This window comes from Pantoea sp. S61 (assembly GCF_016625145.1).
Lineage (GTDB): Bacteria > Pseudomonadota > Gammaproteobacteria > Enterobacterales > Enterobacteriaceae > Pantoea > Pantoea rwandensis_B.
In genome coordinates this window covers 23,800-48,534 of the sequence record NZ_JACVUO010000006.1, presented here as the reverse complement: position 1 = coordinate 48,534, position 24,735 = coordinate 23,800, and the positions used below count along the sequence as shown (strand labels likewise).

22 protein-coding genes are annotated in these 24,735 nt (G+C 55.6%); 19 read left to right on the top strand and 3 right to left on the bottom strand.

The genetic code is table 11. The annotated features are described in order from the left end of the window. Positions 1–39 precede the first annotated feature (39 nt). The 4 genes from phnC to phnE (IAE30_RS13670) all read left to right on the top strand — a co-directional run bounded on the left by phnC (position 40) and on the right by phnE (IAE30_RS13670) (position 3,747). Positions 40–870, top strand: coding sequence for a phosphonate ABC transporter ATP-binding protein (gene phnC / locus IAE30_RS13685; protein ID WP_034824566.1), 831 nt, complete (start codon positions 40–42; stop codon positions 868–870). Positions 871–896: 26 nt separating this feature from the next. After that, positions 897–1,823, top strand: a complete 927-nt coding sequence (phnD, locus tag IAE30_RS13680; protein WP_200680155.1) for a phosphonate ABC transporter substrate-binding protein — start codon at positions 897–899, stop codon at positions 1,821–1,823. Positions 1,824–2,002: 179 nt separating this feature from the next. Beyond that, a complete protein-coding gene (gene phnE, locus IAE30_RS13675) occupies positions 2,003–2,866 on the top strand; it encodes a phosphonate ABC transporter, permease protein PhnE (RefSeq protein WP_200680153.1) in 864 nt (287 codons plus the stop codon). Then, positions 2,863–3,747 carry a phosphonate ABC transporter, permease protein PhnE gene (phnE, locus tag IAE30_RS13670; RefSeq protein WP_200537942.1) on the top strand — a complete coding sequence of 295 codons (885 nt, stop codon included), beginning with the start codon at positions 2,863–2,865 and terminating at the stop codon, positions 3,745–3,747. The genes phnE (IAE30_RS13675) and phnE (IAE30_RS13670) overlap by 4 nt, the downstream gene beginning before the upstream one ends. Here the strand turns inward: phnE (IAE30_RS13670) and IAE30_RS13665 are convergent. After that, a complete protein-coding gene (locus tag IAE30_RS13665) occupies positions 3,701–6,286 on the bottom strand; it encodes an ATP-binding protein (RefSeq protein WP_200680151.1) in 2,586 nt (861 codons plus the stop codon). The genes phnE (IAE30_RS13670) and IAE30_RS13665 overlap by 47 nt on opposite strands. A 146-nt stretch (positions 6,287–6,432) precedes the next feature. Here IAE30_RS13665 and IAE30_RS13660 point away from each other — a divergent pair, with 146 nt between their 5' ends. From IAE30_RS13660 to IAE30_RS13635, 6 genes are all read left to right on the top strand, one after another. Further along, the gene (locus tag IAE30_RS13660; protein ID WP_200680149.1) at positions 6,433–7,938 is read left to right on the top strand and encodes a sugar ABC transporter ATP-binding protein; all 1,506 of its coding nucleotides are present in this window, start codon (positions 6,433–6,435) and stop codon (positions 7,936–7,938) included. 10 nt (positions 7,939–7,948) lie between these two features. After that, complete coding sequence (locus IAE30_RS13655) at positions 7,949–8,932, top strand: ribose ABC transporter permease (RefSeq protein ID WP_038646270.1); 984 nt, start codon at positions 7,949–7,951, stop codon at positions 8,930–8,932. A gap of 80 nt (positions 8,933–9,012) precedes the next feature. Further along, positions 9,013–9,951 (top strand): ABC transporter substrate-binding protein, encoded by a 939-nt coding sequence (locus tag IAE30_RS13650; RefSeq protein WP_038646272.1) that lies wholly within the window; start codon positions 9,013–9,015, stop codon positions 9,949–9,951. A gap of 50 nt (positions 9,952–10,001) precedes the next feature. Beyond that, complete coding sequence (locus IAE30_RS13645; protein ID WP_038646274.1) at positions 10,002–10,685, top strand: D-lyxose/D-mannose family sugar isomerase; 684 nt, start codon at positions 10,002–10,004, stop codon at positions 10,683–10,685. Between the two features lie 11 nt (positions 10,686–10,696). Further along, positions 10,697–11,557 (top strand): ketose 1,6-bisphosphate aldolase, encoded by an 861-nt coding sequence (locus IAE30_RS13640; protein ID WP_038646276.1) that lies wholly within the window; start codon positions 10,697–10,699, stop codon positions 11,555–11,557. Position 11,558: 1 nt separating this feature from the next. Then, positions 11,559–12,611, top strand: coding sequence for a carbohydrate kinase family protein (locus IAE30_RS13635; RefSeq protein ID WP_200680148.1), 1,053 nt, complete (start codon positions 11,559–11,561; stop codon positions 12,609–12,611). On the opposite strand, the gene IAE30_RS13630 is transcribed toward IAE30_RS13635, so the two are convergent. Continuing rightward, positions 12,548–13,294, bottom strand: coding sequence for a response regulator (locus IAE30_RS13630; protein WP_038646280.1), 747 nt, complete (start codon positions 13,292–13,294; stop codon positions 12,548–12,550). The two genes, IAE30_RS13635 and IAE30_RS13630, sit on opposite strands and share 64 nt — an antisense overlap. A 417-nt stretch (positions 13,295–13,711) precedes the next feature. On the opposite strand from IAE30_RS13630, the gene IAE30_RS13625 reads away from it, so the two are divergent. Then, a complete protein-coding gene (locus IAE30_RS13625) occupies positions 13,712–15,010 on the top strand; it encodes an NCS2 family permease (protein WP_231638511.1) in 1,299 nt (432 codons plus the stop codon). Between the two features lie 258 nt (positions 15,011–15,268). Continuing rightward, complete coding sequence (locus IAE30_RS13620; protein WP_234472761.1) at positions 15,269–15,958, top strand: MICOS complex subunit MIC60; 690 nt, start codon at positions 15,269–15,271, stop codon at positions 15,956–15,958. Between the two features lie 48 nt (positions 15,959–16,006). On the opposite strand, the gene IAE30_RS13615 is transcribed toward IAE30_RS13620, so the two are convergent. Then, complete coding sequence (locus IAE30_RS13615; protein ID WP_038646283.1) at positions 16,007–17,455, bottom strand: AMP nucleosidase; 1,449 nt, start codon at positions 17,453–17,455, stop codon at positions 16,007–16,009. A gap of 401 nt (positions 17,456–17,856) precedes the next feature. Here IAE30_RS13615 and IAE30_RS13610 point away from each other — a divergent pair, with 401 nt between their 5' ends. From IAE30_RS13610 to IAE30_RS13580, 7 genes are all read left to right on the top strand, one after another. After that, positions 17,857–18,915 carry a branched-chain amino acid ABC transporter substrate-binding protein gene (locus IAE30_RS13610; protein ID WP_160868152.1) on the top strand — a complete coding sequence of 353 codons (1,059 nt, stop codon included), beginning with the start codon at positions 17,857–17,859 and terminating at the stop codon, positions 18,913–18,915. An 80-nt stretch (positions 18,916–18,995) separates the two neighbouring features. Further along, complete coding sequence (locus tag IAE30_RS13605; protein WP_200680147.1) at positions 18,996–19,910, top strand: branched-chain amino acid ABC transporter permease LivH; 915 nt, start codon at positions 18,996–18,998, stop codon at positions 19,908–19,910. A 10-nt stretch (positions 19,911–19,920) separates the two neighbouring features. Next, a complete protein-coding gene (gene livM / locus IAE30_RS13600) occupies positions 19,921–21,204 on the top strand; it encodes a high-affinity branched-chain amino acid ABC transporter permease LivM (RefSeq protein ID WP_038646287.1) in 1,284 nt (427 codons plus the stop codon). Next, on the top strand, positions 21,197–22,072 hold the full coding sequence (locus IAE30_RS13595) for an ATP-binding cassette domain-containing protein (RefSeq protein WP_200680146.1): 876 nt from the start codon (positions 21,197–21,199) through the stop codon (positions 22,070–22,072). The genes livM and IAE30_RS13595 overlap by 8 nt, the downstream gene beginning before the upstream one ends. Continuing rightward, on the top strand, positions 22,065–22,814 hold the full coding sequence (locus tag IAE30_RS13590; RefSeq protein WP_200680145.1) for an ABC transporter ATP-binding protein: 750 nt from the start codon (positions 22,065–22,067) through the stop codon (positions 22,812–22,814). The genes IAE30_RS13595 and IAE30_RS13590 overlap by 8 nt, the downstream gene beginning before the upstream one ends. A gap of 120 nt (positions 22,815–22,934) precedes the next feature. Continuing rightward, on the top strand, positions 22,935–24,347 hold the full coding sequence (locus IAE30_RS13585) for an EmmdR/YeeO family multidrug/toxin efflux MATE transporter (protein ID WP_200680144.1): 1,413 nt from the start codon (positions 22,935–22,937) through the stop codon (positions 24,345–24,347). 135 nt (positions 24,348–24,482) lie between these two features. After that, a complete protein-coding gene (locus IAE30_RS13580) occupies positions 24,483–24,650 on the top strand; it encodes a hypothetical protein (protein ID WP_167540446.1) in 168 nt (55 codons plus the stop codon). The last annotated feature ends 85 nt before the right edge of the window (positions 24,651–24,735 follow it).

Genomic DNA, 24,735 nt, shown 5'->3' with positions numbered 1-24,735 from the left:
ATAACGGGCAATCAAGACCTCAGAGAGATGGAGTGCAACATGGCACAGGCATTACTGAAAACCGTTATCGACAATCCTTATGTTCCGCACGCCGGGCAAGGCAACAAGGTGCTGTCGGTGCAGGGACTGTGCAAGGCGTACGGCGAAAACCGCGTACTGGATAATGTCAGCTTCGATCTGCATGCGGGCGAGCTGGTGGCCGTGATTGGTCGCTCAGGCGCAGGCAAATCGACACTGTTACACATGCTGAACGGCACCATCAGTGCTTCGCAGGGTGCGATTCTCAGTAATCGTCAGGGTGAAGCCGATCGTGATGTGGTGACGCTCAATAGCCGCCAGATGCGCGAATGGCGCAGCGAATGCGGCATGATTTTCCAGGATTTCTGTCTGGTGCCGCGTCTGGATGTACTGACCAACGTACTGCTGGGGCGCCTGAGCCAGACTTCAACACTGAAATCGTTCTTCAAAGTGTTCTCCGAAGCGGACCGCGCGCAGGCGATTGAGCTGCTGCAGTGGATGAACATGCTGCCGCAGGCGCTGCAGCGTGCGGAGAACCTGTCAGGTGGGCAGATGCAGCGCGTGGCGATTTGCCGTGCGCTGATGCAAAACCCGCGCATTCTGCTGGCAGATGAGCCGGTGGCCTCACTCGATCCGAAAAACACCAAACGCATCATGGATGTGCTGCGTCAGGTGAGTGAGCAGGGCATCAGCGTCATGGTGAACCTGCACTCGATTGAACTGGTGAAGCAGTACTGCACCCGTGTTATCGGCATTCAGCGCGGCAAAGTGCTGTTTGACGGACATCCTTCTCAGTTGACCGATGGCTTGCTGCATGAGCTGTACGGCGACGAAATTAACCAGCTCCACTAACTTCCACGGCAAGAGAAAAAACACGAATGAAACTGACCTCTTTAGCTTTATTGACTGTTGCAATGACTTTTGGCGTTAACGCAGCGGATGCACCAAAAGAATTGAACCTCGGGATTTTGGGTGGACAGAACGCCACTCAGCAGATCGGCGATAACCAGTGCGTGAAAGATTTCTTCGACAAAGAGCTGAACGTCGATACCAAAATGCGCAACTCGTCTGACTACTCAGGCGTGATTCAGGGCCTGCTGGGTAACAAAATTGATATGGTGCTGAGCATGTCTCCAGCATCTTATGCGTCGGTTTATCTGCAGAACCCGAAAGCGGTTGACGTGGTCGGCATCGTGGTGGATGACAAAGACGGATCACAGGGTTATCACTCTGTGGTGATCGTGAAAGCAGACAGCCCGTACAAAAAGCTGGAAGACCTGAAAGGCAAATCCTTTGGTATGGCCGATCCGGATTCAACTTCTGGCTTCCTGATGCCAAACCAGGCGTTCAAGAAAGAGTTTGGAGGCACGGTTGACGACAAGTACAACAACACCTTCTCCAGCGTGATCTTCTCTGGCGGCCACGAGCAAGACATTCTGGGTGTGTTGAATGGTCAGTTCGAAGGCGCAGTGACCTGGACTTCAATGATCGGTGATTATGACAAGGGTTATACCTCTGGTGCCTTTGGCCGCATGATGCGTATGGATCAGCCTGACCTGATGAAGAAAATTCGCATCATCTGGCAGTCTCCGCTGATCCCGAACGGTCCAATCCTCGTGAGCAACAATTTGCCCGCTGACTTCAAACAGAAGCTGGTGGCTGCGATCAAGAAGCTGGATAAAGAAGACCACAGTTGCTTTGTTAAAGCGGTGGGCGGTGCTCAGCACATCGGCCCGGCAACCGTTGCCGATTATCAGAACATCATCGATATGAAACGTGATTTGATGAAAGGTTCACGCGGTTAATGAACCTGCGGGGCAGGTGTGCTGGTAAAGCATACCTGCCTGATGCGCTTGCAGCAAACCGTAGCGGCGCGATGAATCGCGTGGTTTTGACCCGCAGATGAGCGGGTATCAGTGTGCAATGAATCGTGCCGCTACATCGTTGTGCCACGCAATATTACCTCCAATACAGGACATCCCCCTTGACCGATTTCGAACACTACTACCAACGCATCCGTCGTCAGCAAAAACGCGACACTGTGCTCTGGTCGCTGCTGTTGGTGGCGCTCTACCTCGCTGCGGGCAAGATGGCGGAATTCAATCTGGTCACGGTCTGGCAATCACTGCCACACTTTTTTGATTACATCGGCGAAACCGTGCCGGTGTTGCATTGGTCGGTGTTGTTCGCGGATGTCAAAACCGAAGGCTCGCTGGCCTACTGGGGCTACCGCCTGCATTTTCAGCTGCCGCTGATTTGGGAAACTTTGCAGCTGGCGCTGTCGTCGACCATCGTTGCCGTGATGGTCGCTGGGGTACTGGCGTTTTTCGCCGCCGACAACACCCAAACGCCGCGCAGCGTCCGCTTTGCGATCCGTGCCTTTGTCGCTTTCCTGCGCACCATGCCTGAACTGGCGTGGGCGGTGATGTTCGTCATGGCGTTTGGCATTGGGGCGATTCCCGGCTTCCTCGCACTGGCGCTGCACACCGTGGGAAGCCTGACCAAACTGTTTTATGAATCGATTGAGAGCGCTTCGGACAAACCGGTGCGCGGCCTCGCGGCCTGCGGCGCCACCAAATTACAGCGCATGCGCTTCGCCTTCTGGCCACAGGTGAAACCGACGTTTCTCTCCTACAGCTTTATGCGCCTTGAAGTGAACTTCCGTTCTTCCACCATCCTCGGATTGGTCGGTGCGGGCGGTATCGGCCAGGAGCTGATGACCAACATCAAACTGGACCGTTACGATCAGGTCAGTATTACGCTGCTGCTGATCATTGTGGTGGTTTCGCTGCTGGATACGGTATCCGGCTGGTTGCGCCGTCGCGTGGTGGAAGGGGATATAAAATGATCGCATTAGCACCGGATGTAGCAAAACTGAAGCAGGAACATCCTGCACTGTTCGCCGCCCAAAACCGTTATCTGCGCCGGGTGGCTGGCGTTGCACTTGCCATCGCGCTTTATTACCTGTTCTTCTTTGAGTTCTTTGGCATTGAGTGGAGCCGAGTCATTATCGGTTGCGAGCAACTAGGGCGTTACTTCCTGCGCATGTTTGTTTGGCAAGACTTTATGAACTGGCCATTTGGCTATTATTTCTCGCAGATTGGCATAACGCTGGCGATTGTATTTGCCGGGACATTGACCGCATCGCTGATCGCGTTGCCAGTGTCGTTCCTTGCAGCGCGTAACGTGATGCACGATCCCATTGCCCGTCCGATCTCCTTAGTGGTGCGCCGTTTGCTCGACATCCTACGCGGTGTCGATATGGCCATCTGGGGATTGATTTTTGTGCGTGCGGTTGGCATGGGGCCGTTGGCGGGCGTACTGGCGATTGTGGTTCAGGATGTGGGCTTGCTGGGTAAACTGTATGCGGAAGGGCATGAAGCGGTTGAACGTTCGCCAAGCCGTGGTTTAGGTGCGGTGGGGGCCAATAGCCTGCAGAAACATCGCTTTGGCATCTTTACCCAATCCTTCCCGACCTTCCTGGCATTGAGCCTGTACCAGATTGAATCCAATACCCGTTCGGCGGCGGTACTTGGCTTTGTCGGGGCAGGTGGCGTCGGCCTGGTGTATGCCGAGAATATGCGTCTGTGGAACTGGGATGTGGTGATGTTCCTGACCATCCTTCTGGTCGGCGTGGTGATGATTATGGATGTCATCTCCAGCAAATTGCGTAAACGCTACATCACGGGGAAACCGTTGCCGCTGTGGCAGCCTGCCGTGCGCGATTAAGCCGTTCACTGCGTTGCCAGGCGCGCTCCAGCGCCTGCGCCAACTGCACCTGTTGCCAGGGTTTTGCCAACCGTTCACACAGCGGCAAAGTGACCTGACTTTGACGCAAATCCTGACCGCTAATCAGCAGCGTGGCCAGTTCCGGCCACTGCTGTTGTGCCTGACGAATCACATCCGCGCCGTTTAAGGTACCGGGTAACATCAGATCACTGATCAGTAACTCAATGTCTGGCGTCTGCCGCAGCAGCGTTAACGCGGATTCGCCATCGTCACACTCTAATGTGAGATAGCCGAGCTGATGCAAGTGCTCACACAATGTCTGCCTGACGGCGGGTTCATCATCCAGGACCAACACCAGACGGTCGCTGCTGGCAACTGGCGTGAATTCCGGCAGCGCCGGTGCAGACTGGGCCGCTTCCGGTGCACGCGGCAGTAACAGACGCACGGTGGTGCCCTGACCGGGGGCGGTTTCCACCTCGATCTGTCCGCCGGATTGACGCACAAATCCATATACCATCGACAAGCCAAGTCCGCTGCCGCTGCCAGTCTCTTTGGTGGTGAAAAATGGCTCAAACACTTGTTCTCGCACCTCGGCTGACATGCCGCAGCCGTGATCGATAACTTCAATGGTCACGCGATCGCGTTTGCCATCCGCTTCCTGCATTCGCTGATTCCAGATGCGCAGGCGAATTTCCCCGCTTTGTTTCTCCATGGCATCGCGCGCATTGACCACCAGATTCATCAGCGCATTTTCCAGTTGCCCGGCATCGATCCACGCTGGCCAGCCGGGGCGTTGCGCATCTACCACTAATTGCTGACCGGACAACAGTGAATGCTGCAACAGTGAGTGCAGATTATCGACCAGCTCAATCACTGATACCGCACGCGGATAAAGCGACTGTTTACGCGAGAAGGCCAGCAGCCGCTGGGTAAGCTGTGCCGCGCGGTCGGCCGCCAGCCGCGCACGATCGATTCGACTGGCCAGCGAACCAGGGGGGAGTTGGCCCACGGTGAGCGCCAGACTGCCAATAATCACGGCCAGCAGGTTGTTGAAGTCATGAGCGATGCCGCCAGTGAGTTGGCCCACCGCTTTCATTTTTTGGCTGTGCAGCAGCGCTTCTTCCAGCGCCTTGCGCGTGGTGCGCTCCAGTACGGTATTGACCATGCCACGGCGTGGCACCGGGCTAAAGCGCAGTTCCAGCGTGCGGCCGTCGGGCAGGCGAACTTCCTGCGCATCGTGCAGGCTGGTGAGTTGCACATCCATCCGCTCTAGCAGACGTTGATAATGCAGGCCGCGATGCAGGTCGCGCGCCGGAATGCCGAGCAACTCAGCATATTGCGCGTTCCAGACCACCAGTTGCCCGCTGTTATCGAACAACGCAAAGCCATCGCGCATCGCGAGGAAAGTGGATTCCAGTTGATTACTTTTCTCTTTTAACAGGCGCGAAGTGTGGGCCAGTGAAGCGGTATTGCGCGCAAAGACGTTAAAGGCGCGAGCCAGATCGCCAAGCTCATCGCGGCGGGCCAATCCCGGAACATTGACGCTTTTCTCGCCCTGGGCCAGGCGCGTCATGGCCTGGGCGATAGCGGTCAGGCTCGAACCGAGATTCCGATAGATGTAGTAGCCCGCGTAACCGGTGATCAACAGTGCCAGCAGCATAAACAGACCAATAAACCCGATGATGGAGTCCAGCTCCTGATGCGTCACCGTGCTACGCGCATCGCTCTGCTGCGCGACCAGTTGCACATAATGGGTGATGTCACCATTCAGCATCGCAACCAGTGCTTTGATGCGATAGGTCGCGTAGGCAATGGCGATATCGCTCTGCTCAAGCTGTTGAGCGACGGGTTGTAAGCTGCGCGTGGTGTCGACCAAGCGGTCACGCTGCATCGCCAGCGCATCCTGTAGCGGCAGGGCGGACCAAATGGGCAGTACCTGTTGTAATTGCTGTTCAGCAGCTTGCGGTGCCGTGGACTGGATCGCCACCTTTAACAGGGCATCCGTTTGCTGGCGCAGCGGCAAAAAAGCGCCGTCGCTGGCGAGTACATCAATGCGATTCAGCAGCAATTGCGCCTGCCACAGACCACTCAGCATCACGTTGCGTTGTAAGTGGCGTTGATGACCAACACGCAGCAGCTGATTGATGCTCTGTTCCAGCATCTGGCTGCGTTCACGAATGCGCGCCAGCAGCGCGGGTTGCTGTGCGGCCAATGGCGCGTTCGCCAGCAGGGATAAAGACTGCTGCAAGGCTTGCTGCGTCTGTTGCAGACGTGCCGACTCGCTCTGGTACTCCAGCGCACCCACCACCTGCGCCAATCGTACGGCGGCGGTGGCCACGTTGGCCGTATCCCGCGCCAGCGCCAGGCTGCCGTTCATATCCGCCAGGGTTTGCGCCTGTGCCTGCTCCTGAATGTGACCCGCGTGGCGAAATCCAAAAATAGCCACCAGGCTCACCGCCAGCGTCACGCTCACCACCAACAGGTTAAACAGCAGCAAGCGACCCCGTGCGCCAGCGTGCCAGTGCAGACTCTGACTCATTTGCGGACACTCCTTACCTCTCAACTCCCGGCGAGTATAAAAGCGTGAACGGGGTGCAATATGACAAATATGAATGGCCGCTGACATTTTCCATTTATCTGGCGTTGCAACACTCGGCGACAACTTCACACAGCAGGAGCCTGGCGATGGCGGCGACACCTATATTAGAAATGCGCGAAATCACCCGACGCTTCGGCAGCTTCTACGCCTTAAAAGGCGTGGATCTGACCGTGTGGCCGGGTGAAGTCCATGCGCTGATGGGCGAAAACGGTGCCGGAAAAAGTACGCTGATGAAGATTCTGGCCGGTGCGTATATCGCCAGCAGCGGGGAAATTCTTATTGATGGTCAGCCCTACGCCATTAAAGGCCCGAAAGAGGCGCTGGCAGCGGGCATCACACTGATTTATCAGGAAATCAATCTGGCGCCCAATCTCACGGTGGCAGAGAACATTTTTCTCGGCAGCGAGATCACGCGTGGCGGGCTGGTGAAACGTCGGCAGATGGCAGAAGAAGCACAGCAGGTGATTGATCGTTTGGGTGCGCAATTCAGCGCAACCGATCTGGTGAGCAGGCTGAGCATCGCCGAGCAACAGCAGGTGGAGATCGCCCGCGCGCTGCATCGCAACAGCCGTATTCTGGTGATGGATGAACCCACTGCCGCACTCTCCAATCGTGAAACCGAACAGCTGTTTGCGCTGATTAAACGCCTGCGCAGTGAAGGCATGGCGATCATTTATATCAGTCATCGCATGGCGGAAGTGTATGAGCTCTCCGATCGCGTCAGCGTGCTGCGTGATGGACAGTATGTTGGCAGCCTGACGCGTGACCAACTGAATGCCAGTGAACTGGTGCGCATGATGGTCGGGCGTCCACTCAGCGATCTGTTTAATAAAGACCGCAATATTCCCTTCGGTAAGGTGCGCCTGGCCGTTAATCATCTCACCGATAACCGGAAAGTGCATCCCAGCAGTCTCTCGGTGCGTGCCGGTGAAATTGTCGGGCTGGCAGGTTTGGTCGGTGCCGGGCGCAGTGAGTTGGCTCAGCTGATTTTTGGCGTGCACCAGCCGAAAGGCGGCGAGATCTGGATCGATGGGGAGAAGGTGAAAATTCACTCCCCGCGGGATGCCATAGCACGTGGCATTGGTTTCCTGACCGAGAACCGTAAAGAGCAAGGGCTGTTTCTGGAACTGGCCGCGCAGGAAAACATCGTGATGGCCACGCTGGAGCGTGATGCCAGCTACGGTCTGCTCAATCGGCGCAAAGGGCAAAAGATCGCTGGTGATGCCATCGAATCACTCAATATCCGTGTGCCGCACGCTCAGGTGCGGGCAGGTGGATTATCGGGCGGTAACCAACAGAAGCTGCTGATTTCACGCTGGGTGGCGATTGCACCGCGCATCCTGCTGCTGGACGAACCCACGCGCGGCGTGGATGTCGGCGCCAAAAGCGAAATCTACCGCATGATGAATCAGATGGCGCAACAGGGCGTGGCGATATTGATGATCTCCAGCGAGCTGCCGGAGGTGGTCGGGATGAGTGACCGCGTCTACGTGATGCGCGAAGGCAGCATTGCGGGCGAGTTGAGCGGCGCAGAGATCAGCCAGGAAAACATCATGACACTGGCCACCGGCGCACAGCCGGTTCAGGCCTGAGGAGACCGAAATGACCAGTGAAACCGCACGCGTAAAAAGTCCTACGCTCAAACGCGCCTTAATGAGCGATCTGCTGCAAACGGTGGGCATTCTGCCGATTTTGATTCTGATTGTGGCGGTTTTTGGCTTTGTCGCACCGAACTTCTTTACCGAAGCCAACCTGCTGAATATTACCCGGCAGGCTTCGATCAATATCGTGCTGGCGGCGGGGATGACCTTTGTCATCCTCACTGGCGGGATAGATTTATCCGTCGGTTCGATGCTCGGCACCACGGCGGTGGTGGCGATGGTGGTGTCACTCGATCCCGCCTTTGCCGGGCTGACGATACCGGCGGCGCTCGGCGCAGGGCTGATTATGGGGCTGTTTAACGGCATTTTAGTGGCGTGGGCCGGTTTACCGCCCTTTATCGTCACGCTCGGCACCTATACCGCCTTGCGCGGCGCGGCTTATTTGCTGGCGAACGGCACCACCGTCATCAACTCTGATATCAATTTCGAGTGGATAGGCAACGGTTATCTCGGGCCGATCCCATGGCTGATCATCATTGCCTTTGCCGTCATCGCGCTGTGCTGGTTCATTCTGCGCCGCACCACCCTGGGCGTACACATCTACGCTGTGGGCGGCAACATGCAGGCGGCTCGTCTTACCGGCATTAAGGTCGGCATGGTGTTGGTGTTTGTCTATGCCATGAGCGGCATGTTGTCGGGATTGGGCGGATTGATGAGTGCATCACGCCTCTACAGTGCCAATGGCAATCTGGGGGTGGGATACGAGTTGGATGCGATAGCGGCGGTGATCCTGGGCGGTACCAGTTTTGTCGGCGGCATCGGCACCATCACCGGCACGCTAATTGGTGCGCTGATTATCGCCACGTTGAACAACGGCATGACGCTGATGGGCGTGTCTTACTTCTGGCAACTGGTGATCAAGGGCGGAGTGATCATTATTGCCGTGCTGATCGATAAGTACCGTACGCGTCATCACGTGGGTTAAGGGCTATTTGCAACAGGTTGTCACACAACGGCGATCTGCTGGGTCGCCAACATAATCAAAAAAGCAGGAGAACATCGACTATGCGTTTTAATCCGATTATTACCGGACTGCTGGCGGCGACGTTGTTGAGTGCGCCACTGGTGCAGGCAAAAGAACTCAAATCCATTGGTGTCACGGTCGGCGATCTCGCCAACCCGTTCTTCGTGCAGATCACCAAAGGCGCAGAGCTCAAGGCGCGCGAACTGGCGGGCGACAAGGTCAATGTGACGCTGGTCTCCAGCGGTTACGATCTCGGTCAGCAGGTGGCGCAGATTGATAACTTCATCGCCGCTAAAGTGGACATGATTATCCTGAACGCCGCCGACTCCAAAGGCATCGCGCCTGCGGTAAAACGTGCGCGTGACGCCGGAATTGTGGTGGTGGCGGTGGACGTGGCCGCAGACGGTGCTAACGCCACCATTACCTCCGATAACACCCAGGCTGGGGCGATGGCGTGTAAATACATCTCTGATCGCCTGAAAGACAAAGGTAACGTGGTGATCATCAACGGACCGCCTGTTTCGGCGGTGCAAAACCGGGTTGAAGGTTGCATGAACGAGCTGAAAACCCATCCGGATATCAAACTGCTTTCCTACAACCAGAATGCCAAGGGCAGCCGTGATGGTGGCCTGGAAGTGATGACTGGACTGCTGTCAGCCAATCCGAAGATCGATGCGGTATTTGCGATCAACGATCCAACGGCGATAGGTGCGGATCTGGCGGCTAAACAGGCACAGCGCAGTGAGTTCTTTATTGTCGGCGTCGATGGATCGCCTGATGGTGAAGAGGCGCTGAAACGTAAAGGTTCGCTGTTTGTCGCAACGCCAGCACAGGATCCACAGGTGATGGCGGCTAAAGCGGTGGAGATTGGCTACGACATCCTGCAGGGCAAACCCGCGCCTGACAAACCGGTGCTGATCCCAGTCACCATGATCGATCGCAATACCGTGAGCAGCTACAAAGGCTGGACAGTGAAATAACGTTGATCACTTGAGGCGGTCTCTGGGCCGCCCGCATTGGGAGAGGAGTTATGCATCGATCCGAAGTGAACGCCATTCTGCAACTCACCCGAGAATTCTTTATGCGTCAGGACGTGCATCTGCCGCCGTGGGCCGATTATGGCCTAAGCCAATGGCGTGCGCTGGATAAACGCAGCGCAGAAGAGCTGCTGGCGCTGCATCTGGGCTGGGATGTCACCAGTTTTGGTGCTGATGATTTTTCTCAGACCGGCTTAACCTTGTTTACTCTGCGTAACGGATCGCGCGGCGGCCAGCCGTGGGGCAAACCCTATGCCGAAAAGATCATGCATGTGCGGGAAGGGCAGGTGACGCCCATGCACTACCATCCGCAAAAAATGGAAGACATCATCAATCGCGGCGGCGGAAATCTGATCGTGACACTGCATAACCGCGCGGGCGACCGGCTTGATGATTCGCCGGTGAACGTCACGTTGGATGGCATCCGCCAGACTCACGCGGCGGGATCGCAACTGCGCCTGTCACCGGGTGAGAGCGTAACCCTGCAGCCCGGAATCTGGCACAGCTTCTGGGGCGAAGAGGGCTATGGCGATGTGCTGGTTGGCGAAGTCTCGATGCCCAACGATGACGAGCATGACAATGTCTTTCTCACGCCGCTGGCACGCTTCAACCCGATTGATGAGGATGAAGATCCGCGCTGGCTGTTGTGCAACGAATATCACCGCTGGCTGGCATAAAGGAGTTCACGATGGCACTGATTTCTCTGGCGCAGGGTCTGGCCCACGCGCAACAGCACCAATACGCACTCGGCGCATTTAACGTGCTCGATACCCACTTTCTGCGCGCCCTGTTTCAGGCGGCAGAGCAACAGCGATCGCCGTTTATCATCAATATCGCGGAAGTGCACTTTAAGTATGTCAGTCTCGCGCCTCTGATTGCCGCTATTCGCACTGAAGCGGCGCTGCATGATATCCCGGTAGTGCTTAATCTCGACCACGGTTTGCACTTTGAAGCGGTAATGCAGGCGATTCGCCTCGGTTTTACTTCGGTGATGTTTGATGGCTCAACCCTCAGCTATGAGGAAAATGTGCGTCAGACGCGCGAAGTAGTGAAAATGTGCCACGCCATTGGCGTTTCGGTTGAAGCGGAACTCGGCGCGGTAGGTGGCGATGAAGGGGGGGCGCTGTTTGGCGAGGCTGACAGCAACAAGTTTACCGATCCTGCTTTGGCGGCGGAGTTTGTCCAGTCGACCGGGATCGATTGTCTGGCCGTGGCGATTGGCAATGCGCACGGCAAATACAAAGGCGAACCGAAACTTGATTTTGACCGTCTGGCGGCCATTCGCGCGGCCGCAGGCATTCCTCTGGTGCTGCATGGCGGCTCAGGGATCAGTGACGCCGATTTCCGCCACGCCATCAGCCTGGGCATCCATAAAATCAATTTCTACACGGGCATGTCGCAAGCCGCACTCGGTGCAATTGAAAAGCAAATTACCCAGCGTGATGCCCGCTACGACGCCTTTGCTGAACTGCTGATGGCGGTAGAACACGATATTGCCAATGTGGTGGCGCAGCAGATGCAGGTGTTTGGCAGCGCCGGGAGGGCCTGACATGGTGCAACGCAACGGTATTCTCGGTGCGGGCAGTATGCTGGTGGATCATGTGCAACGCATCACGCATTGGCCGGAACAAGGCTGGTTAGCCGAGATTACCCACAGCGAGAAGTGCAGCGGAGGCGCTGCACTGAATGTGCTGTTCACCCTGGCGCGCATGCAGGTCAATTTGCCGCTGGCGGGTGTCGGCATGGTGGGCGGGGACAGCGACGGCGATTACATCGTGCAGTTGCTGGACGAGCATCAGATTGATCGTCAGTTTGTGCAACGTACACACAGTGTCAGCACGGCGATGACGCAAGTGATGACCACGCCCGATGGTCAACGTACGTTTTTCCATGCGCGCGGGGCCAATGCCGAGCTGGATTTGCCCCATTTTGCTGAAGTTGCCACGTCACACCGTATTTTTCATCTTGGCTATTTGCTGTTGCTGGATAGTCTCGACCAGCCTGATGAAGTGTTTGGTACGCGCAGTGCGCATCTGCTGGCACAAATGCAGCAACGCGGCTACCTCACGTCGCTGGATTTGGTGTCGCGAACCGGGGAGTATCGCCCGTTGGTGGTGCCGGCGTTACGCTGGCTCGACTATCTGGTGATTAATGAACTGGAAGCGCAATCACTCACCGGAGTGACGCTGCGCAGCGCTTCGGGGCTGGCAGCGCCCAGTGCGTTTGCCGAGGCCGCCGCCTGGTTAATGGAACAGGGCGTGCGCCAACGCGTGGTGATCCATGCCCCTGAAGGTGCGTGGGGACAAGAGAGAATGGGTGAGAAAGGGTGGCAGCCGGCGTGGTGCCTGAAACCAGAAGAGATTATGGGCAGTGTTGGCGCGGGAGATGCATTTTGCGCTGGGGTGTTATTTGCCAGCCATGAAGGTTGGCCCCTGCTGGAGACCTTGAAGTTGGCACACACCTGCGCCTGTTTCAATTTGCATGCAGCAAACGCGCTGGACGGCACGCGGCCATTGGCCGAGATGCAGCGCTGGATGGATCAGGCAATCTGTGTTTCACGTGCGGCTGAAGCCGGACGCAATACATCAGCGGAAAATACGTAACCGAGGCCACGGATGGTGCGGATCAGGCTGGGTTGATGTGGATTGGCTTCGATTTTCCGCCGCAGTCGCATAATGAGCACGTCTATAGTACGGTCAAACACCTCAAGACTTTCATTGTGGGTCAGTTCCAGCAGTTGATCGCGCGTCAGCACTTTGCGTGCGTGACCTACAAGGGCGCGCAACAGAGTATATTCGCCTTGGGTGAGGGCAACACTTTCGCGCTGAGGATTAAACAGCTGACAACGCGCATCATCCAGCCGCCAGCCATTGAATTGCCATCCTTCATCCTGCTGCGCATCAGCTTGTGCCAGACGCCCACAGCGGCGCAGTGCCGCACGTGCACGCGCGACAACCACCCGAGGATTAAAGGGTTTGGCGATGTAATCATCAGCACCCATCTCTAATCCCACCACCATATCCGCTTCCGACCCCATTCCGGTCAGCATGATAACCAACAGGTCCGGCCGCTGTCGCTGCATCTGTTGCAGCACCAGTAAGCCATTGGTGTCCGGTAGCATCATGTCCAGCATCACCAGGGAGATCTCGGGATGCAGGCTAAGCAGCGCAAGGGCATCTTTGCCCTGATGGCAGCTGTAGACGGTAAACACATGTTCACTCAAAACATCGTGCAGCAATTCACACACGGCACGATCATCATCAACGACCAAAATCGCGGGCTTCATTGCACTGTCTCTTATGTTGCGAAAGGGTTAAAAAGCAGTGTAACCCGATGTTTTTAAGCTGCTGCCCTATGCTGCAGAAACGTGAGCGCCATCGCTGAGCAGTGTGCGAAAGCGTGCGGTGCCGCAATCTTTTTTCTCCTGAGAGCAGTCGAAGGGAAAACGATTGCGCAGCCATGGTGCAATGCACCATAATCGCGCCCTGATCGGGTTCAGAATTATCCTAACCGTAACCGCATTTTGAAACGTAAACGATTGCGTACGGTGATGGCATAGCTATTGCTATGTGGACAGGGGAAAGCGGAAGGTGTGTCTGCCTTGGGTCCAGCGTGTGTCGCTTTCATCAATACAATAATTAGTTTGTTAACCACATTGGCAAGAGAGAACGTGCACCCGTGCCGTCTCCGCTCATGAGAGATGATGATGTTAGAAAAACTCTTCAAACTTAAAGCGCACAACACCACCGTGCGCACCGAAATCATTGCGGGTATCACTACCTTCCTGGCCATGGCCTACATTCTGTTTGTTAACCCGAGCATTCTCGGTGCGACCGGCATGGATAAGGGTGCGGTCTTTGTGGCGACCTGCTTAGCGGCGGCAATTGGCTGTGTGCTGATGGGGCTGATCGCCAACTATCCCATCGCGCTGGCACCAGGCATGGGGCTCAATGCTTTCTTCACTTATACCGTTGTGCTGCACATGGGTTACACCTGGCAGATCGCACTCGGTGCGGTGTTCCTGTCAGCGGTGATCTTCTTTGCGCTGTCAATTTTCAAAATTCGTGAGTGGATTATTGCCAGTATCCCGCTTCCCTTGCGCGCGGGTATCGCTGCGGGTATCGGCTTGTTCCTGGCATTGATCGCGCTGGAAGGCGCGGGCATCGTGGTGGATAACCCGGCAACACTGGTTGGCCTGGGCGATTTGACCAAACCGGGTCCGCTGCTGGCTCTGTTAGGGTTCTTCATCATTGTGGCACTGGAAGCGCGTCGCGTAACCGGCGCGGTGCTGATTGGCATCCTGATTGTCACCTTTATCTCGATGGGGATTGGCCTGACGCCATTTGGTGGCGTGTTCTCCGCACCACCGTCAATTGCACCGACCTTCATGCAGTTGGATATCGCGGGTGCGTTTAACGTGGGTCTGGTGAGCGTCATCTTCGCCTTCCTGTTTGTGGATGTGTTCGATAACACCGGCACGTTACTGGGTGTGACCAAGCGTGCCGGTCTGGCTGATGAGCAAGGCAATGTGCCGAAAATGGGTCGTGCGCTGATCGCTGACAGTGCGGCTGCGCTGTTTGGTTCATTACTGGGCACCTCAACCACCACCAGCTATGTGGAATCGGCTGCGGGTGTCAGTGCCGGTGGCCGTACCGGTTTGACGGCGATTGTGGTTGCGGTGTTGTTCCTGCTAAGCCTGTTCTTCTCACCGCTGGCCGGAAGCGTTCCGGTATACGCTACCGCACCGGCATTGCTGTTTGTGGCGGTGTTAATGGCTTCTGGTCTGGCCGAAATCGACTGGAAAGATATCACCACGGCTGCGCCAGTGACCGTGACCGCGCTGACCATGCCTTTGACTTACTCAATCGCTAACGGTATCGCCTTCGGTTTCATTACCTGGACCGTAGTAAAACTGCTGAGTGGCCGTACGAAAGAGATCAATGCCGCACTGGTGATTCTCTCGATTCTGTTCGTTATCAAACTGGGCTGGCTGAGCGCTTAAGTTTTGGTTTCCGGAAGCCCGCTCGGGCTTCCGTGTTTTCAGTTTCATCCCCCGCAAATATTTCCTGTGCGATTTCTCGCAATCCTTCGCTGTGGCGGCTTTTGTTATTTCTCTGCCAGTTTTAGCCTGTGCGGCGTATTGATGCCTGCCTGATTTTTTTTGCCGTGTATGGCGGGTTCGTGGAATGTTTAATCGGCTCGAATCTGTTTCACTACTCTGCAAGGTGAAGAGGTAGCCGGGACGCTCTGGAGGTTTGTAATGGAATACGCCATGCGTACTGCCCCGTTTCTTCCGCCACTTATTTACGTCGTCAGGAATATCGGAGGTTCAAAAATGGAAGAGCTCACTCAACGAGTCGGGTTGTTGGAAAAGACCACCCATCAAATTCAACAGGATGTTGCCGTCCTGACCGCGCGATCGGAGAATTTTGCGACCAGAGCTGATATCTGCACGCTGCGTAGCGAACTGCTGGGTGAAATGGGACAGTCGGAAAAGCGTAGCGATGGCAAGTTTGACAAGATGGCGCTGAATTTCGACGACAAGCTTGGAAAAATGGCGTTGCACTTTGACGATAAATTGGAAAAGTTAGAAGTGCGTATCGACGGCAAGCTGGACAAAATGGCGCTGCACTTTGACGATAAACTGGAAAAGTTAGAAGTGCGTATCGACGACAAGCTGGACAAAATGGAACTGCGCATCGACGACAAGCTGGACAAAATGGAACTGCGCATCGATGACAAGCTGGACAAAATGGAACAACGCATCGATGTGAAGTTTGAACGCATGGATGAAAAATTCGAGAAGAAATTTGTCAGGATCGATGAGAAGTTTGAAAAGCTGAATGTGAAATTTGAAAAGCTGAATGATCGACTAACCTGGTCAATTATGGTGCCCGCTATTCTGGCTGTGCTGGCCTGGTTTGTGAAAGACCTGTTGGTGAAAGTTTGACCTGTAATCCAATATCATTCCGGCCCCAGTGGGACCGGAATGAAGCATTTACCTGAACGGTGGTTCATTAAAGGTGCGCAGTTTCCTTGAATGCAACTTATCGCCCTCAGCACGCAGCAGCTCAACCGCGCAGATGCCGATCTGCAGATGCTCAGAAATCGCCCCTTCATAGAAGCGATTTGCCTGGCCCGGCAGTTTAATTTCGCCGTGCAGTGGTTTATCCGACACGCACAGCAAGGTGCCATAGGGAACGCGGAAGCGATAACCCTGTGCCGCGATAGTGGCGCTCTCCATGTCTACCGCGACCGCGCGGCTCAGGTTGAAACGCAGCGCGGAAGCGGAGTAACGCAGCTCCCAGTTGCGATCGTCCGTTGTTACCACCGTACCCGTGCGCAGCCGCTGTTTCACCTCTTCTCCCGGCATGCCGCTCACGGCCTTGGTGGCGTCATACAGCGCTCGCTGCACTTCAGCAATGCTTGGAATAGGAATGTCCGGCGGCAGCACGCTATCCAGCACATGGTCGTCTCGCAAATAAGCATGCGCCAGCACGTAATCACCGATGGTCTGGCTTTCGCGCAGGCCGCCGCAGTGACCAATCATCAACCAGGCGTGTGGACGTATCACTGCGAGGTGGTCGCAGATGGTTTTGGCATTGGACGGACCCACACCAATGTTCACCAGTGTGATGCCACGACGATTTGGTGACGTCAGGTGCCAGGCGGGCATCTGGTGCTTCTTCCAGGCCAGATCAGACATCATTGCTGTGGGATCCTGGGTGTCAGCGGTGATCACCACATCGCCAGCACAGGCAAGGCTGTCATAAGGTGTGGAGGGATCCTGAACCTGTTCAATGGCCCAACGCACGAACTCATCAACATAACGCGTGTAATTGGTAAACAGCACAAACGGCTGGAAGTGCTCCACAGCGGTGCCGGTGTAATGGCGTAAACGCGCCAGAGAGAAGTCGGTGCGCAGCGCATCGAAATGTGACAGCGGGAAAATCGCATTGGCATGGAAGAGGCCGTCTGCGGTTTCATCGCCAATCTGTGACAGTTCAGTGGTAGGGAAATGGCGCGCAATGCTGGCGCTCATCGAGCGATCCAGTGTCAGGCCATCAATCACGTAGGGGTACGGGATCTCCTGCTGGGAAGGCACCACTTCAACCAGGACGTCGTACTCTTTCTCCAGCATCTGCAGCTGCTCACTCAGATAGTGGCGCAACAGTGCCGGGCGGGTAATGGTGGTGCTATAACTGCCGGTGTGGGTAAAACGTCCCCATGCACGAGTGCGGTTTTGCTGTGGGCCTTCACCCAGCCAGGTGATGCGCAGTTCCGGATAAACAAACAGGCCTTTCTGTCGCGCATCCTCATCCGGTAGCGTGCCCTGTGTCGTGAAATCGCGAATCGCATTACGCAGTGCTTCCACCGCACTGTCATACAGGCGCTCCAGCTCATCCAGTGCTTGCTGGCTACTCAATCCGTTCCGTTGCGTATTCATAGATTCTCCTTCAGAAACGTGGACCGATTTGACCAGAGCATAGCGGATAAACACCCCAGCACGATGAATAATCTGTGATCGACCGCATTCTGCACCATCACGGTGCTGGTATGCGGCTTAACTCTGGCTATGTTTATGATTAGCAGGGATGTCAACTCGCGCCTTGTCTGCCCTGGCGCGATGTCACTGCAAAAAGCTGCCACCGACCGTCTTCTTTGGCGAGTTTCTTGCTTATTTCATAACCGTGGCCCTACCAGCCACACTATGCGCTGCAAAAGTTTCAGAAATTGATTTCTCCCAGGCCGTGGTATGGCTCCGTTCCTGACCCGTTGAGGATTGAAAGCATGTCTTTGAAATTCATGAAACACCCAGTGAAGGTGGTACTTGCAGGTTGCCTGAGCATGGCATTTTACGCTCAGGCGGATATCAAGATTGGTGTGGCAGGCCCGTTCTCTGGCCCGAATGCGACCTACGGGGCGCAATATTGGAAGGGCGCAAGTCAGGCAGCCGATGATATCAATGCCGCTGGTGGTATTAACGGCGAAAAAATTGTGCTGGTGCAGGGCGATGATGCCTGTGAACCCAAGCAGGCGGTGTCGGTAGCAAACCGACTCGTCGATCAGGACAAAGTGATGGCGGTGGTGGGGCACTTCTGCTCCTCCTCCACCATGCCCGCGTCAGAGGTGTATGACGAAGCTGGCGTGCTGGCGATTACTCCCGGATCAACCAACCCGCAAATTACCGAGCGCGGCATGAAAACCATGTTCCGTATGTGTGGCCGTGACGATCAGCAAGGCGCGATTGCAGCAGACTTCATTATCGACAAACTGAAAGCGAAAAAGGTGGCGGTCATCCATGACAAAGACACTTACGGTCAGGGGCTGGCCGATGCCACCAAAGCTGCGCTGGAAAAACGCGGAGTAAAAGAGGTGCTTTATGAAGGGCTTTCTCGCGGTGAGAAGGACTTCAATGCGCTGGTCACCAAGATTGGCGCGGTGAAACCCGACGTGGTCTATTTTGGTGGCTGTCACCCGGAAGCCGGTCCTCTGGTGCGCCAGATGCGTGAGCAAGGCGTGAATGCCGCCTTCTTCTCCGGTGACTGCATCGTGACGGAAGAGATGGTAACAGCGGCAGGCGGCCCTCAGTACACCAAAGGGGTATACATGACCTTTGGCAATGACCCGCGCACCATTCCGGATGGCAAAGCGGTGATTGAGAAGTTCCGTGCCAGCGGTTTCGAACCGGAAGGTTACACCCTGTACGCTTACGCCTCTGTGCAGGCCATTGCGGCGGCTTACAAAGCGGCGGGTAAAGACAACGCGAAAGCCAGCGATTGGTTGAAAGCGAATAGCGTTGACACCGTCATGGGTAAAAAAGCCTGGGATGGTAAAGGCGATCTGAAAGTCTCGGATTATGTGGTTTATCAGTGGGATGACAAAGGCAAATATCACCAACTGTAATTCGATACGCGGCCCCGTATCACGGGGCCTTTCGCCATTGGGCGCGAGGTATGCGCTCCCTTTACGCGCGGGATGGATTTATGGACGCCTTCTTCTTACAGCAGTTGATCAACGGCCTGACGCTGGGCGCAGTGTATGGGTTGATCGCCATCGGTTACACCATGGTTTACGGCATTATCGGCATGATCAACTTCGCGCATGGCGAGGTGTATATGATCTCCGCCTATTTGTGCGCGATAGGCTTAGCACTCCTGAGCTTCTTCGGTATTCACTCCTTCCCGTTGCTGATTTTTGGCACTTTGCTGTTCACCATTATTGTCACGGCGGCTTATGGCTGGGCCATCGAGCGTATTGCTTATCGACCCCTGCGTAACTCGACACGTCTTGCACCGTTGATTTCCGCCATCGGCATGTCGCTGATTCTGCAAAACTACGTGCAGCTCAGCCAGGGCCCCAACCAGCAGGGCATTCCGACGCTGCTCACGGGGGTGTTGCGCATGGAAGTGGATGGCGGCATTGTGCAAATCACCTGGACCAAGGTCTTTATCCTGATTGCCGCGTTCTGCGGTATGGCGCTGCTCACCTGGATTATTCAGTGCACCAAACTTGGGCGCATCTGCCGGGCTGTTCAGCAGGATCGGCGCATGGCATCCATTCTTGGCATTAACACCGATCGCGTGATTTCGCTGGTGTTTGTCATCGGCGCAGCCATGGCCGGACTGGCGGGTGTGCTGGTGACCATGAACTATGGCACGTTTGATTTTTATGCGGGATTCATCATTGGTATCAAAGCCTTCACGGCGGCGGTGCTGGGCGGTATCGGTTCTCTACCTGGTGCCATGCTCGGTGGACTACTACTTGGGGTAGCGGAAGCGCAGTTTGCGGGGCTGGTTAACTCTGACTACAAAGATGTGTTCTCGTTTTCGCTGCTGGTGGTGATTTTAATCTTCCGTCCGCAGGGACTGCTGGGTCGTCCGCTGGTCGCGAAAGTGTGAGGAAGCCACGATGAATGCAATGACGCAAAAAGCGGGCGTGCGTGAAGCATTGCTCGACACGCTGCTGGCGGGAGTAATTGCGCTGGTGGTGTTTGGTCCGATTGTGGGTGTGGTGCTGGATGGTTACAGCTTCAAACTGTCGCCGCAACGTGTAGCGCTGTTGGTGGGACTGGTGATGGCAGGGCGCTTAATGCTCAGCCTGTTCACCAGTACGCTTTATGGTCAACGCTTTATACGCAAGTTTGAAGGCAATGATGATGGCGTATATGTCCGCGAGCCGGGTTATCGCTCGCGGATGCGCTGGATATTGCCGCTGATACTGATTGCTGCGCTGGCCTTTCCTTTTCTCTCCAGTAAATACCTGCTAACGGTCGCTATTCTGGGGCTGATTTATGTGCTGCTGGGGCTAGGGCTCAATATTGTGGTGGGGTTGGCCGGATTACTCGATTTGGGTTATGTCGCATTTTATGCCATCGGCGCTTATGGCCTGGCGCTGGGCTACGAGTACCTCGGCCTGGGGTTCTGGAGTATGTTGCCGATCGCGGCATTAATGGCGGCGTTTGCCGGAGCGTTGCTGGGGTTTCCGGTGCTGCGCATGCATGGTGACTATCTGGCGATTGTGACCCTCGGCTTTGGTGAAATCATCCGTCTGGTCTTAACCAACTGGTTGTCATTTACCGGCGGCCCCAATGGCGTATCGGTGCCTTCACCGACATTTTTTGGCCTCGAATTTGCTCGCCGGGCGCGGGACGGGGGTGTGCCTTATCACGAGTTTCTGCATCTCGATTACAACCCCAATATGAAATTCATCTTCATTTATGTGGTGCTGGTACTCGTGGTGCTGCTGGTGCTGTTGATCAAGCATCGGTTAACGCGCATGCCCATTGGCCGCGCCTGGGAAGCCTTGCGGGAAGATGAAATTGCCTGCCGCGCCATGGGGCTTAATCATGTACTGGTCAAACTCTCCGCCTTTATGTTGGGTGCCTCGACAGCCGGGATTGCCGGGGTGTTTTTCGCCAGCTATCAGGGGTTCGTCAATCCCACTTCCTTTACTTTCTTCGAATCGGCGTTAATCCTGGCAATTGTGGTTCTGGGGGGGATGGGCTCGACACTCGGCGTGGTGCTTGCCGCCTTTGTGTTGACGGTCGCGCCGGAACTGCTGCGTAGTTTTGCCGAATATCGCGTACTGCTGTTTGGCATGCTGATGGTGTTAATGATGATTTGGCGACCACGCGGATTGGTTCGTACCGCGCGGGTGGGTGTTCCGCTGCGGAAAGGAGTGCGCCATGAGTGATGCCATTCTACAAGTTGATCACTTAATGATGCGCTTTGGCGGCATCAAAGCCCTGAACGATGTCAGCCTTTCTGTGGCGCGCGGTTCGGTTACCTCATTAATCGGTCCGAACGGGGCGGGAAAAACCACGGTGTTCAACTGCCTGACCGGGTTTTATCGCGCCACCGGCGGGCGCATCATACTCAATGCCCACCAGCGCAGTACCGACGTGATTCAGGTACTGGGGCAAAAAATTCATCCGCAGGACTGGCTTCATCCGGCACGGCTGGGATCGCGTGTTTGGTACAAAATGTTTGGCGGCGCGCATCTGGTTAACCGTGCTGGACTGGCGCGGACGTTCCAGAACATCCGCTTGTTTCGTGAGATGTCGGTGGTAGAGAACCTGCTGGTGGCGCAGCACATGCAGGTCAATCGTCAACTGCTGGCCGGTGTATTGAATACCCGTGGTTATCGCGAAGCAGAAAACCGCGCGTTAGACCGCGCGTTCTACTGGCTGGAAAATGTGGATTTGGTCTCCAGCGCCAATCGACTGGCTGGCACGCTCTCGTATGGTCAGCAGCGCCGACTGGAGATTGCGCGCGCCATGTGCACGCGACCGGAACTCATTTGCCTGGACGAGCCCGCAGCGGGACTCAATCCCGTTGAAACCGATGCGCTGAGTCAGATATTGCATCGCTTACGCGCCGATCACCGTATCAGCGTGTTGTTGATTGAGCACGACATGCCGATGGTCATGCGTATCTCCGATCACATTGTGGTGCTGGATCATGGCGATGTTATTGCACAGGGGACGCCGCAGCAAATTCGCCACGATCCCAACGTTATCGCCGCTTATCTCGGCGCAGATGAGGAGTGCGACCATGACTGAACCGATGTTAAGTTTTGAACAGGTGGACGTGTTTTATGGCCCGGTTCAGGCGCTCAGACAGGTTTCCCTGACGGTGAACCAGGGGGAAACGGTGGCGCTGATCGGCGCTAACGGCGCGGGAAAATCTACGCTGCTGATGTCGATTTTTGGCCAGCCGCGCATTGCCAGTGGTGACATTCGCTTACGCGGCGAGTCGATCAGCCATCGCAGCACCCATTTTATCGCCGCCAGCGGCATTGCGCAGGCGCCCGAAGGCCGCCGCATCTTTCCCGATATGACGGTGGAGGAGAACCTGCTGATGGGCACGATTGCGGTGGGCGACCGCTTTGTGAAAGAGGACAAGGAGCGGATGTACCAGCTGTTCCCACGTCTGCTCGAACGCCGCAAACAGCGTGCGATGACGCTTTCCGGGGGTGAGCAGCAGATGCTGGCGATTGCGCGTGCGCTGATGAGCCGCCCTAAATTGTTACTGCTGGATGAACCGAGTCTCGGGCTGGCGCCGACTGTGGTGAAGCAGATCTTCAACATCCTTCGCGAACTCACCCAGCAGGGCATGACGCTGTTCCTGGTAGAACAAAATGCCCGTCATGCGCTGCGACTGGCCGATCGCGGTTATGTGATGGTCAACGGAGAGATAAAACTGAGCGGCAGTGGGGAAGAACTCCTAAATAACGATGAGGTGCGCAGCGCTTATCTCGGTGGTGCAGCGGATCCTGCGGTGGTGGCGACAAAAAGTTTGTAATAATGATTAAATGGTGATGGGAAACACTTTGCATATTTCTCAGTGGCCTATCATCATTATTACTCTTCTTCCTCTCCAAAGTGATTTGGTACTCCCTTGCAAAATCCTGGCGTAGCAGTGATGCGGGCGGTCAGAAATACGGCGTGGTATCCGAAACGTCGCTCTTATCGCACGCTGTTGTGGCGTGAAATTACCCCGTTAGCCGTGCCCATCTTTATTGAAAATCTGTGCGTGATGCTGATGGGCGTCCTGAGTACTTTCCTCGTGAGCTGGCTGGGGAAAGAGGCGATGGCGGGCGTGGGTCTGGCCGACAGCTTCAACATGGTGATTATCTCCTTCTTTGCGGCGATTGATCTCGGCACCACGGTGGTGGTGGCCTTTAGCCTTGCCAAGCGCAACGGCAAACGCGCGCGCGCAGCTACGCGGCAGTCGCTAGGCTTGATGACGGTGCTGGCATTCGTGCTGGTGATTGTGATTGAGATCTGGGGGCATCTGATTATCGATGTTATTGCGGGCAGCGCGGAACCCAAGGTGAAGGAACTGGCGCTGAGCTACCTGCAAACGTCGGCGTGGAGCTATCCGGCCGCGGCGATCGCCCTGATCGGTAGCGGCTCGCTGCGCGGAGCGGGAAACACCAAAATTCCGATGCTGATTAATGGCGGCATGAATATCCTTAACATCGTGATCAGTAGCGTACTGATTTATGGTGCGATGGGGTGGGACGGGATGGGCTTTGTCGGGGCCGGGTTGGGATTAACCATTTCACGCTATATCGGCGCGGCGGCCGCCATTTATGTGCTGTATCGTGGCATTACGCCGGCATTAAGAATCAGTATCGCCAGCTATTTCCGTCGCTGGGATCGCAACATCCTGATGGAAGTACTGGGGATTGGGGTGCCGGCCAGTATTGAGTCGGTGCTGTTTAACGGCGGTAAATTGCTGACGCAGATTTTTGTGGCAGGTATGGGCACCAATGAAATCGCCGGTAACTTTATCGCCTTCTCGATTGCCACTTTAATTAACCTTCCGGGCAACGCCCTCGGTTCGGCTTCCACCATCATTACCGGTAAGCGGCTGGGTAAAAATCAGGTGATGCAGGCGGAAAGGCAGATTAAACATGTGTTCTGGCTGGCGATGATTGGGCTGTGCACACTGGCATTGATCACCGTACCACTGGCGGGCACGCTGGCTAAATTCTACACCCGCGATCCCGAAGTTATCGAAGTCACCAAACACCTCATCTGGCTCAATGCGGCCTTTATGCCCATCTGGACCGCATCCTGGGTGCTGCCTGCTGGTTTGAAAGGCGCGCGCGATGCGCGATACACCATGTACGTGTCGATGTTCAGCATGTGGGGTGCGCGCGTAGTTGCCGGCTACGTGCTGGGGATCATGCTCGGTATGGGCGTGGTCGGGGTGTGGCTGGGTATGTTCCTCGATTGGACGGTGCGCGGTGTGTTCTTCTGGTTCCGTTTGACCAGTGGCAAGTGGCTTAACAATTATCGACGCATGCTGGCCAAAAGCCGGGCATAACCTGCATGGCCGCCGTAGCAGTAGGCGGCCATGAATATATGCATTAATTGGGATTCCATCGCATAACTAATCGTTTTGGTTATAAAGCAAGTTACGCTTTACTGTCAGGGTCAACCATTACTGGAGAACCTGACGATGAAAACGATGCTGTCACAGTGGTTCCATCGCCTGATCAACGCCACATCGACACCCGCTGAAGAGCGTGAATTCGATCTCAGCAATCATATTGATCTGCTGATCCCGGTCAGCCAGCTTTATGGCATTGAATTCCACCCGTCGGTTTATCGCTACTATGAGCGATGAACGCCTGCATCACGTTATGCGTTACAGCTACTGGAATGAACTGTGCGCGCTGCTTAAAAACCCGCTGCCCTGTCCAGCGGGTTTT